14 protein-coding genes and 3 tRNA genes are annotated in these 15135 nt (G+C 45.6%); 12 read left to right on the top strand and 5 right to left on the bottom strand.

The annotated features are described in order from the left end of the window. Window positions 1-128: 128 nt before the first annotated feature. The 7 genes from nudF (at window position 129) to parC (ending at window position 8361) form a co-directional block, all read left to right on the top strand. Window positions 129-752, top strand: coding sequence for an ADP-ribose diphosphatase (gene nudF / locus SDEN_RS16765; RefSeq protein ID WP_011497645.1), 624 nt, complete (start codon window positions 129-131; stop codon window positions 750-752). Window positions 753-795: 43 nt separating this feature from the next. Beyond that, a complete protein-coding gene (locus SDEN_RS16760) occupies window positions 796-1263 on the top strand; it encodes a DUF1249 domain-containing protein (RefSeq protein ID WP_011497644.1) in 468 nt (155 codons plus the stop codon). 27 nt (window positions 1264-1290) lie between these two features. Further along, window positions 1291-2130, top strand: coding sequence for a 3',5'-cyclic-AMP phosphodiesterase (gene cpdA, locus SDEN_RS16755; RefSeq protein WP_011497643.1), 840 nt, complete (start codon window positions 1291-1293; stop codon window positions 2128-2130). A 121-nt stretch (window positions 2131-2251) separates the two neighbouring features. After that, window positions 2252-2827 carry a YqiA/YcfP family alpha/beta fold hydrolase gene (locus SDEN_RS16750; RefSeq protein WP_011497642.1) on the top strand — a complete coding sequence of 192 codons (576 nt, stop codon included), beginning with the start codon at window positions 2252-2254 and terminating at the stop codon, window positions 2825-2827. A 45-nt stretch (window positions 2828-2872) separates the two neighbouring features. After that, window positions 2873-4759, top strand: a complete 1887-nt coding sequence (gene parE / locus SDEN_RS16745; RefSeq protein ID WP_011497641.1) for a DNA topoisomerase IV subunit B — start codon at window positions 2873-2875, stop codon at window positions 4757-4759. Window positions 4760-5009: 250 nt separating this feature from the next. Beyond that, a complete protein-coding gene (locus SDEN_RS16740; RefSeq protein ID WP_232279980.1) occupies window positions 5010-6056 on the top strand; it encodes a PQQ-dependent sugar dehydrogenase in 1047 nt (348 codons plus the stop codon). Next, window positions 6049-8361 (top strand): DNA topoisomerase IV subunit A, encoded by a 2313-nt coding sequence (gene parC / locus SDEN_RS16735; RefSeq protein WP_011497639.1) that lies wholly within the window; start codon window positions 6049-6051, stop codon window positions 8359-8361. The genes SDEN_RS16740 and parC overlap by 8 nt, the downstream gene beginning before the upstream one ends. A gap of 223 nt (window positions 8362-8584) precedes the next feature. Here the strand turns inward: parC and SDEN_RS16730 are convergent, their stop codons facing one another. Then, window positions 8585-8776, bottom strand: a complete 192-nt coding sequence (locus tag SDEN_RS16730) for a bacterioferritin-associated ferredoxin (protein ID WP_011497638.1) — start codon at window positions 8774-8776, stop codon at window positions 8585-8587. 187 nt (window positions 8777-8963) lie between these two features. Between SDEN_RS16730 and SDEN_RS16725 the strand changes: the two genes are divergently transcribed. After that, a complete protein-coding gene (locus SDEN_RS16725) occupies window positions 8964-9299 on the top strand; it encodes a DUF3392 domain-containing protein (RefSeq protein WP_011497637.1) in 336 nt (111 codons plus the stop codon). Between the two features lie 75 nt (window positions 9300-9374). Here SDEN_RS16725 and SDEN_RS16720 read toward each other — a convergent pair whose 3' ends face one another. From SDEN_RS16720 to rsgA, 3 genes are all read right to left on the bottom strand, one after another. Then, on the bottom strand, window positions 9375-10097 hold the full coding sequence (locus SDEN_RS16720; RefSeq protein ID WP_011497636.1) for a glycerophosphodiester phosphodiesterase: 723 nt from the start codon (window positions 10095-10097) through the stop codon (window positions 9375-9377). A 163-nt stretch (window positions 10098-10260) separates the two neighbouring features. Then, window positions 10261-11130, bottom strand: coding sequence for an archaetidylserine decarboxylase (gene asd / locus SDEN_RS16715; RefSeq protein ID WP_011497635.1), 870 nt, complete (start codon window positions 11128-11130; stop codon window positions 10261-10263). Window positions 11131-11162: 32 nt separating this feature from the next. Beyond that, entirely contained in the window at window positions 11163-12224 is a 1062-nt protein-coding gene (rsgA, locus tag SDEN_RS16710; protein WP_011497634.1) for a small ribosomal subunit biogenesis GTPase RsgA, read from the bottom strand. Window positions 12225-12332: 108 nt separating this feature from the next. Here rsgA and orn point away from each other — a divergent pair, with 108 nt between their 5' ends. From orn to SDEN_RS16690, 4 genes are all read left to right on the top strand, one after another. After that, window positions 12333-12878, top strand: coding sequence for an oligoribonuclease (gene orn / locus SDEN_RS16705; protein ID WP_011497633.1), 546 nt, complete (start codon window positions 12333-12335; stop codon window positions 12876-12878). Between the two features lie 138 nt (window positions 12879-13016). Then, a tRNA-Gly gene (locus SDEN_RS16700) sits at window positions 13017-13092 on the top strand. Window positions 13093-13335: 243 nt separating this feature from the next. After that, window positions 13336-13411: transfer RNA gene (locus SDEN_RS16695), tRNA-Gly, on the top strand. Window positions 13412-13661: 250 nt separating this feature from the next. Continuing rightward, window positions 13662-13737, top strand: a tRNA-Gly gene (locus tag SDEN_RS16690). 436 nt (window positions 13738-14173) lie between these two features. On the opposite strand, the gene SDEN_RS16685 is transcribed toward SDEN_RS16690, so the two are convergent. Further along, window positions 14174-14896: a hypothetical protein gene (locus SDEN_RS16685; protein ID WP_011497632.1), complete on the bottom strand. Its 723-nt coding sequence runs from the start codon at window positions 14894-14896 to the stop codon at window positions 14174-14176. Window positions 14897-15135 lie beyond the last annotated feature (239 nt).

Genomic DNA, 15135 nt, shown 5'->3' with positions numbered 1-15135 from the left:
AACTAAGTAAGCCTGTGAATGAATTTACAGCAGAAATCGAGTAAAATAACTCCTCAAAAAACGACTACTTTTTTGTATCAAAAATTTTCTATGGATAGGGTCATTCCAAGATTAAAGAGGGGAGTAATATGAGCCAGGCGCCACAATTAACTGAGCTTAATGGTCAAGATGATGTCGAATTACTTGATGTTAAGGTCATATACCAAGGTTTCTTTCGCATGGATGAATATCGCTTTAAACATCGTTTGTTTGATGGCAACTGGAGTGCCGAGATTAAGCGTGAGGTATTTGACCGTGGTCATGCTGTGGCGGTGCTGCCTTACGATCCTGTCACTGACCAAGTGGTGCTGATTGAGCAAATACGCATTCCTGCATTAGCAACCACTAAATTAATTTGGCTTCTTGAGCTAGTGGCGGGTATGATTGCGCCCGGAGAATCACCCTGTGAAGTAGCGACAAGAGAGCTGTTTGAAGAGACAGGCCTAAAGGCAAAGCAGCTGTATAAAGTCAGCTCTTATCTTGCAAGCCCAGGTGGTTCCACTGAGCGATTTTATTTTTATTGGGCTCAAGTCGATGCCAGTCAAGCCAGTGGCATCCACGGCCTTGAAGCGGAAAATGAAGATATTCGTGTGCGAGTGTTAACTCGACAACACGCACTAGACTTATTAGAGCAAGGCTTGGTCGATAATGCTGCCACAGTCATAGGCTTGCAATGGTTGGCGTTGAATCAACATAAGCTGACGAGTATCTGAGGTGATTAACTGAGTTTGCCTCAATCGGGTGAGCTTTAACTGTGTGCTAGAAGAAGGTCCTTGCTCATTGGCTAGTTTGGAGTTCAATAAAGCAAAGTATCAACCCAATATCAGTGCTTTTTTAGCCCTGTGCGGACGAAATTATGCTTATATTCTCAAATGGCTACCCAATGACAGTGTTAATGCATCTTGGTTGGTACAAGGTGAATTTGGCATATTAGCGGTCAGTGTCGTAGAGAATACTAAATACACTCAATTAGTTGAGATCTCTCGCGATGTGCCGCAAAGCTTTTTTCTAAATCCACCTAAGGTGTTAGTGCGTATTTATCATGACGCTCAATTAGCAGAAGTGTTAACTAGCCGACAGATTTGCCATTTGAAACCCGTGTATAATTATCCGAATTCAGATATGCATCAAATTGATGAGAAATATCGCATCAATGCATTTTTAGAGGAACTTTTGAAGATAGGCTGCCATCCAATGGGGTCTATGGATTTAACACAACAGTGATAACATCATATTTTTTGGGACAAATGCGTGCTTAATGAGCCTGTATCTTATTCGATAACAGAAAGTGACACAGTGAGGTTAGTACAAGTGACTGACCCTCACCTGTTTGCCGATCTCGAAGCGCAGTTGTTGGGTGTTACCACATATCAGAGTTTTAGTGCTGTTCTGGCGATGATTAACCAAGCTAACCATGGTCAGCATTTGTTACTGGCCACCGGCGATTTGAGCCAAGATTATTCCCCTGAATCTTATCAACTGTTTGCCAATACGGTGAAACGTGTCCCTGTACCTTGCCATTATCTTCCCGGTAATCATGATGATGCTAGGTTAATGAACCTAAGCGTTCAAGGGGACCATGTTTTTGGTCAGCAGCGGATCATCATAGGTCAATGGCAAATCTTGATGCTCAACTCCACCTTGATTGGCAAACCTGGGGGGTACTTAGCTCCAAGCCAATTTACCCTTATCAAACAGGCCATAGCCCAAGCGCCGGATAAACATGTATTACTGGCCATGCATCATAATCCTGTCTTAGTCGACTGCGCTTGGCTCGATCAACATTGCATGGCCAATGGTGAAGAACTTATTGACTTTGCAGGCCAGTTTAAGCAAATCAAAGGCCTAGTTTGGGGCCATGTGCACCAAGCGTTAGACCGTCAAGTGCTAGGTCAGTTTGGGCCAATAAAATTAATGGCCACCCCCTCTACTTGTATCCAGTTCAAGCCAAAGTCGGCACATTTTGCCCTCGACGGTTTGCAACCGGGTTATCGTTTGCTGGATTTAGCCAGCGATGGTAGCATTCACACTCAGGTTTACCGCTTAGCTGGCGATGAATTTTCAGCAGATAATCACGCCAACGGTTATTAAGCCCCATTGCAACTGGTGGCAATGGCTGCAAATTTGTGTCCATTTAAGCACTAAACTATCGAGTTAAGTATTTCCTCTCAGGAAGATTATCAACGTCAATTCTGGCCTAGGTTGAAGTAGTATGCTGCTGTATATTCACGGTTTTAATAGTTCTCCTCAATCAGATAAAGCCAGAGTGACCGCCGAATACTTACGCACTCATTATCCTCAGCTTGCGTTTTTTCAGCCGCAGTTACCTTCATCTCCCATTGCGGCAATAGCGCTGCTTGAGGAAATCTGTGTTGAGGCAATAGCCGAGGGGGAATCATTAGCGTTTATTGGCTCGTCCCTAGGGGGGTATTACAGTTCCTATTTGGCCGAACGTTTTGGTGGTTTGGCGGTATTGGTTAATCCTGCGATAAAACCCTTTGAATTATTTGAACAGTTTGTCGGCCCTCAATATAATCCCTATACCGATGAGCATTATCATTTGTCCATCAATGATAAAGCGGATATTGCTAAGTATGATACCAAGGTCATTAATCATCCCGAGCGTTTTTTAGTGTTATTACAAACGGGTGATGAAGTGTTAGATTACCGTCAGGCATTACATAAATATCATCATTGTGCATTATATTGTCAGCCAGGGGGCGATCACAGCTTCGTGGGCTATCAGCAACACCTTACAAAAATCTGTCAGTTTTTAAAGCTTGACTAAGCATTAACCCAGGGAAGACTTCCCTAATGAGCGAATGTGTAGACTATGACCAATCAATATACCTCTGACGCAATTGAAGTTCTTAATGGACTCGACCCTGTAAAACGCCGTCCAGGTATGTACACAGATACCACTCGTCCTAACCATTTAGGTCAAGAAGTCATAGACAACAGTGTCGATGAAGCCTTGGCAGGTCACGCCACTAAGATTGAAGTGGTGCTGCATAGCGATAACTCATTAGAAGTCACAGATGATGGCCGCGGTATGCCAGTGGATATACACCAGGAAGAGGGCATGTCAGGAGTCGAGTTGATTTTAACTAAGCTTCACGCCGGTGGTAAGTTCTCCAATAAGAACTACCAGTTCTCAGGCGGTTTACACGGTGTGGGTATTTCTGTGGTTAACGCCCTGTCTAAGCGAGTAGAAATTACCGTTAGGCGCGATGCCCAAGTTTATGAAATGGCGTTTGAGAATGGCTTTAAAGTCGAAGAACTTACCGTCACTGGCACTTGTGGACGGCGCAATACCGGCACAAGAGTGCATTTCTGGCCAGACCCTAGCTATTTCGATTCAGCCAATTATTCACTGACTAAGCTGATTTATTTATTGCGCGCCAAAGCGGTGCTTTGCCCTGGGCTTAGAATTAAGTTTACCAATAAGCAAAATGGCGAGACCCATGAGTGGTGCTATGAAAGTGGCTTAACCGACTATTTGCAAGAGGCGGTTAAGGGCTCGGTTCTCTTGCCTCCAGAGCCGTTTGTCGGTAGTTTTAAAGGCGACTTAGAGGCCGCCGATTGGGCTGTGACTTGGCTGCCAGAAGGCGGTAATAGCATCTTCGAAAGTTATGTGAACCTTATTCCGACTCCCCTTGGCGGCACCCATGTGAATGGCTTTCGCCAAGGTTTATTGGAATCCATGCGCGAGTTTTGTGAGTTTCGTAATTTGGTGCCTCGGGGGCTTAAATTGTCGCCAGAGGATATCTGGGACAAGGTGTCCTATGTATTGTCGGTTAAGATGCAAGACCCACAATTTGCCGGCCAGACCAAAGAAAAACTCTCTAGTCGTCAGTGCGCCGCGTTTGTGTCGGGTTTGGTACGTGATTCTTTCTCGCTATGGCTTAACAGTCATATCGAGTTGGCGGAGCAGTTGGCTGAGCTATGTATTAGTAGTGCGCAAAAGCGCCTAAAAGCCGCTAAGAAGGTCGCCCGCAAGAAGGTGACTTCGGGTCCAGCATTGCCGGGTAAACTCACAGATTGTAGCGGCCAAGACCCCATGCGTGGTGAGCTATTTTTAGTGGAAGGTGACTCGGCAGGCGGCAGTGCGAAACAGGCCAGAGATCGTGAGTTTCAAGCCATCATGCCCCTCAGGGGGAAAATCTTAAATACCTGGGAAGTGGATGCCTCACAGGTGCTGGCCTCTCAAGAAGTTCATGATATCTCGGTAGCTATAGGTTGCGATCCTGACAGTGATGATATTTCAGAGCTACGTTATGGTAAGATTTGCATACTTGCGGATGCGGACTCCGATGGACTTCATATTGCCACCTTGTTATGTGCTTTATTTCTAAAGCATTACCGGGTGTTAGTTGAAAAAGGCCATGTCTACATAGCCATGCCGCCATTGTTTCGTATCGACATAGGCAAAGACGTTTTTTATGCCTTAGATGAAGGCGAAAAGGCAGGGATCTTAGACAGGATCACCGCAGAAAAGAAAAAAGGTAAAGTTCAAGTCACTCGCTTCAAGGGACTAGGTGAGATGAATCCTCTGCAACTGCGGGAAACCACTATGGATCCCAATACTCGTCGCTTGGTGCAATTGACCATAGATGAGCCGCTGCAGACTGACGCCATGATGGACATGCTGTTGGCGAAGAAGCGCTCGTCAGATCGCAAGCTCTGGTTAGAGAGTAAAGGTGATTTGGCGCAGGTTTAACTATTTGACCTATAGGCAATACCCAAAGCATTAACTTCACTCTCTGTCTTCGCTTACGATAAGCAAGTGAGATTGTATTAAAATGCTTTTATTGGTTGAATATAAACGAATTTTATAAAGGTAGTAGAATATTCATATGGGTCAACGAGCGATTAAAGACCATAACCAATGGCAAGCAATATGCACTAGCATCACTTGCTTGTTATTGGGTCTATTTCAAACCAACCTAGCCCTAGCTTCGCAACCTGTGATGATAACCGTCACTAAAGGTTTCGGGTTGTCTTTGTATGCCTCAGATATCGGTGATGCCAAACAAATGGCGCTCGGAGATGAAGGCACGCTGTTTGTGGGCTCTCAAAAAGATGGCAGCATTTATGCTTTAGTGGACAGCGATAGCGATGGTCAAGTGGATAAGCGCTATGTGATAGCCAAGGGACTTGAATATCCAGAAGCCATTGCTTTTCATAAGGGGGACTTGTATGTCGCCAATGAAGAGCGAGTGCTGCGCTTTGAAGCTATCGAAAGTCGCTTGCGTCGCCCTGCTAGGCCAAGAGAAGTCTATTCTGGCCTGCCCAGCATGGAAAAGAAACATGCCAGAGCCATGAGCTTCGGCCCAGACGGCCGCCTGTACATCTCCATTAGTTCGCCTTGCAATGTGTGTGAATCACCCGCACCTTTTGGCAGCATTATCGCTGTGAATGTCGATACCGGCGCCAGTGAACAAATTGCCTTAGGCATTCGCACTGTCACAGGTTTTGATTGGTCACCGACGTCGGGGCAATTGCTGTTTGCCGATCAGGGCCGCAATTGGATGGGGGATAACCTGCCATTTGATGAAATCAATCGAGTCGAGGTCGTAGGTAGCCATTTTGGTTTCCCTTACCTGCATGGTAAAGCCGTGGTTGAACCCGCCTACGACAAGCCAAAAAATCTTAATATCAGCTTGCCAGAATTTGAACTGCCCGCTCACGTTGCCCCCACAGGGCTGCATTTTTACCGTGGCACTCAGTTCCCCAAACGTTATCAAGGCAAGCTTTTTGTCGCCGAGAATGGTTCATGGAACCGTTCCAGTAAAGTCGGCTATCAAATTGTCATGTTAAATATGGAAGATGGGGTCATTCGCTCTCGAGAAACCGTGGTCAGTTTCCTCGATGGTGAGTTTCCTGTCGCAAGACCTTATGCCTTATTGACAGCACCGGATGGGGCGCTGTTTATTTCAGACGATCTGAAAGGTAATGTCTATCGCATGTATTACAAAGGTTCAGACGCACCGCAGGAAGAATTAGAAAATGAGTGATGCGATAAATTTAAGCCTGGATGGCGTGGAACAAATGCCACTGCGCCGTTTTACCGAAGAAGCCTACCTGAATTACTCCATGTACGTCATCATGGACAGGGCCTTGCCCCATATAGGTGATGGCCTAAAGCCAGTACAGCGCCGTATTATATATGCCATGAGTGAGTTGGGATTATCGGCTCAGTCTAAGCATAAAAAGTCCGCCAGAACCGTCGGTGACGTACTGGGTAAGTATCATCCTCACGGTGATAGTGCTTGTTATGAAGCCATGGTGTTGATGGCGCAGCCATTTTCATATCGCTATCCTTTGGTGGACGGCCAAGGTAACTGGGGGGCACCGGACGATCCTAAATCCTTCGCCGCCATGCGTTATACCGAAGCCAGATTATCTAAATTTTCAGAGGTGTTATTAAGCGAGCTAGGCCAAGGCACGGTGGATTGGGGGGATAACTTCGATGGCACCATGAAAGAGCCTAAGACCTTACCGGCGCGTTTACCGCATATCTTACTCAACGGCATTACCGGCATCGCCGTGGGCATGGCAACTGACGTGCCGCCACACAATGTGCGTGAATTGGTGGCCGCCTGTGTTGAATTGCTCGATGAGCCTAAGACAGAGCTTGCTCGCCTATTAGAAATCGTCCCTGGGCCTGACTACCCCACAGAGGCGGAAATCATTACCCCTAGTGCTGATATTGCTAAGATTTATGAGACAGGTCGCGGTTCAATTAAAGCCCGCGCCGTCTATACCCTAGAGCAAGGCGAAATCATCATCACCGCACTGCCACATCAGGCGGGTAGCGGTAAAATTCTCGAGCAAATCGCCAATCAGATGATCGCCAAGAAGCTGCCTATGGTAGCGGATTTACGTGATGAATCAGATCATGAAAACCCAGTGCGCTTAGTGATAGTGCCGCGCTCGAATCGGGTCGATTGCGATCAACTGATGGCACACCTTTTTGCTACCACAGATTTACAGAAAAGCTTTAGAGTCAACCTTAACGTGCTAGGCCTAGATGGCCGCCCGCAGGTTAAAGGCCTTAAAGAAATGCTCAGCGAATGGTTGGTTTACCGTGTGGGTACTGTCACCCGCAGGCTTGAATACCGCTTAGAGAAAGTACTGGCTCGACTGCACATTCTTGATGCCTTATTGATTGCCTTCTTGAACATAGACGAAGTAATAGAAATCATTCGTTATCAAGAAGATCCTAAGAGTGAATTAAAAGCGCGCTTTAATTTAACCGACAAGCAAGCCGAAGCCATTTTAGATTTAAAATTGCGTCACTTAGCCAAGCTTGAAGAATTTAAAATCACCGCCGAGCAAGAAGAATTGGCTGCAGAGCGTGACAAATTGCAGCTTATTCTTGGTTCAGAGCGCCGCTTAAAAACCTTAGTGAAGAAAGAACTGATTGCCGACGGCGAAACCTATGGCGATGCCAGACGCTCACCCATAGTCGAGCGCAGTGAATCCAAAGCATTAACCCAGCAAGAGCTTACGCCAACAGAAGCGGTCACCGTGGTGTTATCGGAAAAAGGCTGGGTGCGCTGTGCCAAGGGCCATGATGTTGACGGCCAAGCGCTTTCCTATAAGAGTGGTGACAGTTATCTCGGAAGTGCCATAGGTAAGAGTAATCAAGCGGCGGTGTTTATCGATACTAGCGGCCGCGCCTTTGCCACCGACAGTCATACCTTACCCTCGGCCCGCAGCCAAGGTGAACCCATCACCACCCGCTTTAATATGGCCCCAGGTGAGAGCATGCAACACGTTCTCATGGGCGATGATGATCAGCGCTACTTAATGGCATCAGATGCAGGCTACGGCTTTATTTGTAGCTTCTCCGATATGGCCAGTCGCAATAAAGCCGGTAAGGCGCTACTGACGTTGCCAGAAAATGCCCAGTCCCTGATGCCCAAGCGTATCGATAGCAGTCAATCACCGAGTATCTTAGCCATCACCAACGAAGGGCGGATGTTGATGTTTGAGCTCGATGCATTGCCGCAGCTGTCTAAAGGCAAGGGTAATAAAATCATCGGCATTCCATCGGAGCGCTCGAAAGCCCGCGAAGAGTTATTAGCACACTTGTGTTTAGTCCCGGCAGATTGCAGTGTGACCTTGTGGGCGGGTAAGCGCAAGCTCACCTTGAAACCCAGTGATTTAGAGCATTATCGCGGCGAACGTGGCCGAAGAGGCGCTAAACTGCCAAGAGGATTACAGCGGGTCGATAGCGTCGATATTGAAGCATCATCGCTATCAGCCGAACTCGAAGACGGCGAGCCAAACATCAGCGATGACAGCCCAAGCTAAGGTTTGTTTTGATCTCTGCTGAACAATAAAAATGCTGCCGTATGGCAGCATTTTTTATGGGGAAAATTTGAGTTCATGACACGTAGGAATGAAGTTAAGCAAAGAAGCTAATGAACTCAACGCCCGACAAAGCGACGTTAGTCAATGATATAAGGGAGTGTTTGACGATGAAGCTCGGAAACATTTAAACGAATGCGATAGCGTGATGCTGCTTGGTAAAACCTTAAGCGACTTCGTAGAAATTAGGCTCGATTGCAACTTGGTTTTGGATGATTTGCGTCGCCATACGGGCGCACTTTCCGCATTGATCGGCTACACCTAGACGCTTTTTTACATCGGCCAATGAACTGTCACCCTGACCAACGGCTTGTTTGATCTGAGTATCGGTTATCGCATGGCAAAGGCAAACGAACATATAAGGTCCTCAAACATAGGTTAACAAATGATAATAAACGGATTTTAAATAAGCGTTTATTGACAGTAATGGCATTCTAAATGAAAACGGTTATCATTGCTAATAACTTTTTGAATAGAAAACGCGACTTTTTGTCATAAAGCGGTTATTAGTATTCGTTTGAATAAGAAAGAGAGGAAACAGCAGTATGTTTGACAGTGTGATCAGGCTATTAAGCCAATTTGGGCGATTTTTATATCCTTATATGAATGATATCGCAGTAGCGATTGTGGCTTGTTTGATTGTGATTTTAGGCACCAGAATCAATCGCCTGTTGAGAAGCTCCCTTGCGGGGGCGGGCTTTGTGGTGCGTACCTTAGTGTTTATCTTGGTTAATGCCTTTGGCTATGGTGTGGCGATTGTGGCACTGAGCCCATTGTTAGCAGGGCAGCTAAAGTCGATACCCAGTCAATGGTTGGGATTGGTTATCCTGGCTACCTTTATCGCCATTGGCGCCTGGGCTCAGCGTAATAACCATGCTTAAGCAACGTTAGTTAAGCCTTATGAACATAAATTAGCGCTGGTTTCTGTAAGCTTCAATTGCCTTAGCCAAGGCGAGTTATTCAAACCAGTGGCGGTAATTTGTCTTTGGATTTTGCGTTAGCGCAAGTTTTGCCTTATCGGGGTAATTGCTGAAGATACCATCGACGTTTAAGTGCTTGAGTGCGCGAATATCATCGCCATCATCGACGGTATAAACGTACACCTTAAGTCCTCTGGCGTGGGCATCGGTGATTAAGGCTTGATTGATAAAGCCGATGTCGAGGTTGATGGAATAGGCATTAAGTTCAGTGCCGACTTGGGCTAAATTGAGCGGAATGCCAGCAAGTAGCGGGGCAACGTGACACTGAGGCAGGGTGTGTTTGACTTGGGCAAGATACAGATGATTAAAAGAAGAAGTTAGCAGTTGTTCTGGCTTGAAATTAAGCTCCTCGATGGCCTTGGCATACATGGCAATAAAAGGCGCGACGCAGCCAATCCCTTTAAGCTCAATATTGACTATACAACGGGCCGCTACAAGGGTTAGCACTTGCCACAGACTCGGGATTGGTTCGCCTTGCACGCTCAGTTTGCTTAAATTCTCTAAGGTTTGCTGATGTATTAATCCCCTGCCATTACTTTTACCTGCCAATTGGCGGTCGTGAAATACCATCAATTCCCCTTCAACATTGTGCACATCGAGCTCTATGGCTTCAGCATTAAGGGCGAGGGCCTTATCAAAAGCAGCTAAGGTGTTTTCAGGAGCATAACCACTGGCACCACGATGGGCGAATATCAGCATAATAAAATTCAGATGAGGAGGGCGTAGAGTTATCCTAAATGAAGCGCTTAGTACTGGCAAACAAAAGCCAAAGTATTAATTATCGGATTTTCAGCGGGAGTTAACATGAGGATGCAAATCCCCCACAGCTGCAGCTGTGGGGTGTTAACAGTTTAGTTAGCCTCTACTTACTTTTATTTAGATTGGCAAATTTTTGGCCCATGCGAGTGGTCTCGCCTGGGTCAACGCCAGCGGCGAATGTGTCGATTGCATCTTGGGCGAATAACATCACCACTGTGCTACCCAGTTTGAAGCGGCCCATTTCGGCGCCTTTTTCTAAGGTTAGGGCATCGCTACCTGTTGTTGGGTATTCCCAAGTAAAGACTTGCTTACCCGCAGGCGGCGTCACAGTGCCAGCCCACACAGTTTCTATGCTGGCAACTATGGTTGCACCAACCAGCACCATGGCAAGTGGGCCGACTTGGGTTTCAAAAATCGCCACCACGCGCTCGTTACGGGCAAACAACCCTGGCACATTTTGCGCCGTTAATGGGTTAACCGAAAATAGCTCACCTGGGACATAAATCATCTTAGACAGGGTGCCAGTGATTGGCATATGGATCCTATGATAATCTTTAGGTGCTAAGTAGATAGTGGCGAAGTCGCCGTTGTCGAAACGGGCGGCATCTTTTTCATCGCCGCCTAATAGCGCAACCGATGAATAATGATGACCTTTAGCCTGCACGATTTGACCTGCTTCAATGGGGCCGCGTTGACTTACCGCGCCATCAACGGGATGCACCATGATGCCGTCTTCTTGGCAAAGTGGCCGAATGCCATCTTTTAAGGCGCGGGTGAAAAAATCATTAAAACTAGCATAGGCTTTAGGATCGCTCTGTGCCGCTTCTGACATATCAACTTTATATTGCTTGATAAACCAGTTAATAAAGGCTTGGGTTAGGGCGCCTGCTTTGGCAGCGGCAAATTTACCCACAAGGCGAGACACTAAGTGTTTTGGCATTATGTATTGCAATGCAATTTTTACTGAGTCCAATTGGTTTCCCTTTTTTATCTTTTAAATTGAGGTTATTCGTCGGCATTGCGAAAATGTCTCGCATGCCTTTGCTCGTCTAGACTGGCAATGATTTTATGGTAATTATCGAATCTGTCTTGGGTGATTTTACCCGCGGCGAGGGCTTCTTGCAGGGCGCAACCTGGGTCATCACCGTGTTTACAATCACGGAACTTACAGGTACCTATAAAATCGCGAAACTCCACAAAACACCAGCCAACCCGGGGCGCAGGTAAATGCCACAGGGCAAATTCTCGCACACCTGGGGAATCAATCAAATCGCCGCCACTTTGGAAATGCAATAATTTGGCGGTAGTCGTAGTATGTTGACCTAGACCTGAATTTCCCGATACATCACCCACTATTAGCTCGGCATCTGGCATGAGGGCATTGATAAGCGATGATTTTCCCACACCAGATTGCCCTGCGAATACGCTGACTTTATCTTTGAGTAAATCTTTTATGTCATCGACGCCTTCGCCTGTATGGCTACTGATTAAATACACCGGATAGCCAATGGCTCTGTACCTAGCTAACGCGGCTTCGATTTCAGGGCGGTTTTCATCGGTAAGCAAGTCGGTTTTATTTAAGATGATCACCGCGGGAATATCGGTATCTTCACAGGCAACCAAGTAGCGGTCGATTATTTGAGTGGTAAAGCTTGGCAACACGGACGAGACAATTAAAATCTGGTCTATGTTTGACGCGATAATTTTAACGCCATCGTAAAGATCTGGACGAGTCAGCGAAGAGGTTCGCGGATGCACGGCGATAACAATGCCGCCAATGCCTGAGCTTGAATGCTGCTCGGTGGCAAGGCGTACGATAACCTTGTCACCTGTGACTAAACTGGTGACGGCGCGGCGAATGTTGCAGCGCGCAGTTGCACCATCTTGAGTCTCAATATCGGCATGTTGTCCAAAGCGTGAAATAACCACGCCAGCTTGCTCGGGCCCCAATAAATTGTCTTGCAACTCATTGGTGGTATCTTGAGTGTGGCTGCGCTTAAGTCGCTTGCTTTGATTATCACGCATGCGCCGCAGTTGGCCTTGGCTTAGGGGTTTCTTTTTACTCACAGGCTAATCTTCATCAAATAGGTTTTTTTGTGCTTCAAAAAAACAGTATGATACACCCTCTTTGGTAAAAAAGCCTGAATTTAGGCATAGACATATAAAGGCGGACTTATGACAGCAGATGCAAATAATCTGATTTGGATTGATCTTGAAATGACAGGCTTAGAGCCTGAGGTGGATGTTGTCATAGAAATTGCCACTTTAGTGACGGATTCTGAACTTAATATTTTGGCCCAAGGCCCAGTGATAGCCATTCATCAAAGCGATGAAACCTTAGCGAAAATGGATGATTGGAATCAAAAGCACCATGGTCAGTCAGGCTTAATTGATAGAGTAAAAGCAAGTCAATTTACTGAAGCCGATGCAATTGAGCAAACCATTAAATTTTTAGCGCAGTATGTGCCTAAAGGCGCATCACCTATGTGTGGCAACAGTATTGGTCAGGACAGACGTTTCTTGAACAAATACATGCTCGAGCTTGAAGAATACTTCCATTATCGCAATGTGGACGTTAGCACGATTAAGGAGCTAGTTAAGCGTTGGTCACCAGAAACCATGAAGGGTTTTACCAAGCAGGGCACTCATCAAGCATTGCAAGATATCCAAGAATCTATCGCCGAATTGCAGTTTTATCGTAAAGAAGTATTTAAAATTTAATCAATCAGACATTTTTTTTAAAATTAGGGGTTGCAGCAAAGTAAATATTACCTATAATGCGGCCTCAACTTTCTGCACAGTGGCAACGCTGAACAGCAGAAAGCTGAAGTTTTTAAAATTTGATTTAAAATTTGAAATGCGACATTAGCTCAGTTGGTAGAGCGATACCTTGCCAAGGTATAGGTCATCGGTTCGAACCCGATATGTCGCTCCAAGTTTTGAAAGCGTTAATTAGCTCAGTTGAGTTGATTATAAGTGCCGATACCCTCTTTCTTTCCAAGGTATAGGTCATCGGTTCGAACCACTCTTTATTAGGGATGGTCGCTCCAAATAACAAGTTTTATGCGACATTAGCTCAGTTGGTAGAGCGATAACTTGCCAAGCTAGAAGTGATAACAGCGTCATGGGTTCGAACCACTCTTTATTAGGGATGGTCGCTCCAAATAACAAGTTTTATGCGACATTAGCTCAGTTGGTAGAGCGATACCTTGCCAAGGTATAGGTCATCGGTTCGAACCCGATATGTCGCTCCAAGTTTTGAAAGCGATAATTAGCTCAGTTGAGTTGATTATAAGTGCCGATACCCTCTTTTTTTCCAAGGTATAGGTCATCGGTTCGAACCACTCTTTATTAGGGATGGTCGCTCCAAATTTTAGTGATGTGAAATTAGTTCAGGTTGGTAGAGCGATAACTTACCAAGCTAGAAGTGATAACAGCGTCATAGGTTCGAACCGCTCTTTATAAGAGCAGGTCGCTCCAAAAGTTCAAAGTAAGTTCAGATATGCGACATTAGCTCAGTTGGTAGAGCGATACCTTGCCAAGGTATAGGTCATCGGTTCGAACCCGATATGTCGCTCCAAATTTTAATGATGTGAAATTCATGTCATCGGTTCGAACCACTCTTTACAAGAGCTGGTCGCTCCAATCTCTTACTAATCTCCTCTGTTAAAAATCATTAGCTCATCGGTTCGAACCACTCTTTACAAGAGCAGATCACTCCAATCTCTTGTTAATCTCCTCTGTTAAAAATCATTAGCTCAGTTGAGTTTGTTGAAATAGTCGATACCTCTTTTTTGCCAAGCTAGAAGTGATAACAGCGTCATAGATTCGAACCGCTCTTTACAAGAGCAGGTTGCTGCAATCTTATGTATCCCCCCTTTTTTATACCCTACCAAGTGACAAACCTATACTTTAGTCCGAACCACTCTTTACAAGTGCAGGTCGCTCCCAAAGTTCAAATTCAGCTCAGGTATGCGACATTTTCTCAGTTGAGTTTGTTGAGTGGGCCGATATTCCTAGCCAGTTTTATGATTTAAACAGCCAGCCGCAACCATCTTGAGCCGCCGTTGTTGTGCTTTTTTGCTGACCCTAACCCAGCGAAATAGGTACATTATGATGAGTTTAGTGATTGCACTGGTGCAGGCTAGTGTGAGTAACGGCCAGCCAAGCTCGATCCCCATGCTGAATGCAAAGGCTATCGTCGATATATCCATCATCAAAATGAATTGGCTCATCTTGAGCTCAACCGCACCTGTGCTGCCAGCACGTATGATAACTAAGATTTGATGCAGGTATCCTTGAGCCAAAAAAAGGCTGACCGCGAGCACTAGCCCAGTGGAGATAAACTTGCTTTCATCCGTATAGCTATCACCTACCAATAAGCCTACGTTTGCCATAATCAATAATATGAGTGCCACTATGAAGCAGCTTGTTGCAAGCCGACTTTTCCTGTCGCGCCAAATTTCATACAAGATAGCCAGCACGATGACAGCAGCGATAAGCCTTGGCCAAACCAGGTAGTGATTGAATGGGCTGATACTGTAACCGTAAACAAAAAAGGATAAGTAGGCTAAAAAACTGACACTGAATTGATTCTGGGATAATAAGGCGCATGGATGCGCCTCGTTTTTGAGTTGCCTGTGCTTGATGCGTTGCCATTGTGAAAATATGCCAAATAAGCTGATAAACACAAAAAACGTGTTAATTAATCCAAATATAAAATAGTGTTCCATAGTCATTAAAATATCCCTCCGTACTCACATTGTCGACAATGATGTATTTTAGCAGTGTTATTGTCCATGGTTAATTTGTTTAATATGATAATTGTCGATAATTCGTGCTTGTGAAGGTTTCTGATATTTAAAATAAGCTAAGCGTGAACAGCATCACGTAAACTTCGCTCCTAAGAATCAATACTATGCTTGATGGAAGTCAGAAACGGATTACTGAGGCTGAATAAACTATTTATCAGCCGAAA

It is taken from the genome of Shewanella denitrificans OS217 (assembly GCF_000013765.1).
Lineage (GTDB): Bacteria > Pseudomonadota > Gammaproteobacteria > Enterobacterales > Shewanellaceae > Shewanella > Shewanella denitrificans.
This window is presented reverse-complemented; position numbering and strand designations above follow the sequence as displayed.

What these genes read in the sequence shown, in the direction of transcription:
- nudF (WP_011497645.1), top strand. Translation starts at nt 129, where the DNA reads ATGAGCCAGGCGCCACAATTAACTGAGCTTAATGGTCAAGATGATGTC.
- SDEN_RS16750 (WP_011497642.1), top strand. Translation starts at nt 2,252, where the DNA reads ATGCTGCTGTATATTCACGGTTTTAATAGTTCTCCTCAATCAGATAAA.
- parE (WP_011497641.1), top strand. Translation starts at nt 2,873, where the DNA reads ATGACCAATCAATATACCTCTGACGCAATTGAAGTTCTTAATGGACTC.
- SDEN_RS16740 (WP_232279980.1), top strand. Translation starts at nt 5,010, where the DNA reads ATGATAACCGTCACTAAAGGTTTCGGGTTGTCTTTGTATGCCTCAGAT.
- parC (WP_011497639.1), top strand. Translation starts at nt 6,049, where the DNA reads ATGAGTGATGCGATAAATTTAAGCCTGGATGGCGTGGAACAAATGCCA.
- SDEN_RS16730 (WP_011497638.1), bottom strand. Translation starts at nt 8,776, where the DNA reads ATGTTCGTTTGCCTTTGCCATGCGATAACCGATACTCAGATCAAACAA.
- SDEN_RS16725 (WP_011497637.1), top strand. Translation starts at nt 8,964, where the DNA reads ATGTTTGACAGTGTGATCAGGCTATTAAGCCAATTTGGGCGATTTTTA.
- SDEN_RS16720 (WP_011497636.1), bottom strand. Translation starts at nt 10,097, where the DNA reads ATGCTGATATTCGCCCATCGTGGTGCCAGTGGTTATGCTCCTGAAAAC.
- orn (WP_011497633.1), top strand. Translation starts at nt 12,333, where the DNA reads ATGACAGCAGATGCAAATAATCTGATTTGGATTGATCTTGAAATGACA.
- SDEN_RS16685 (WP_011497632.1), bottom strand. Translation starts at nt 14,896, where the DNA reads ATGACTATGGAACACTATTTTATATTTGGATTAATTAACACGTTTTTT.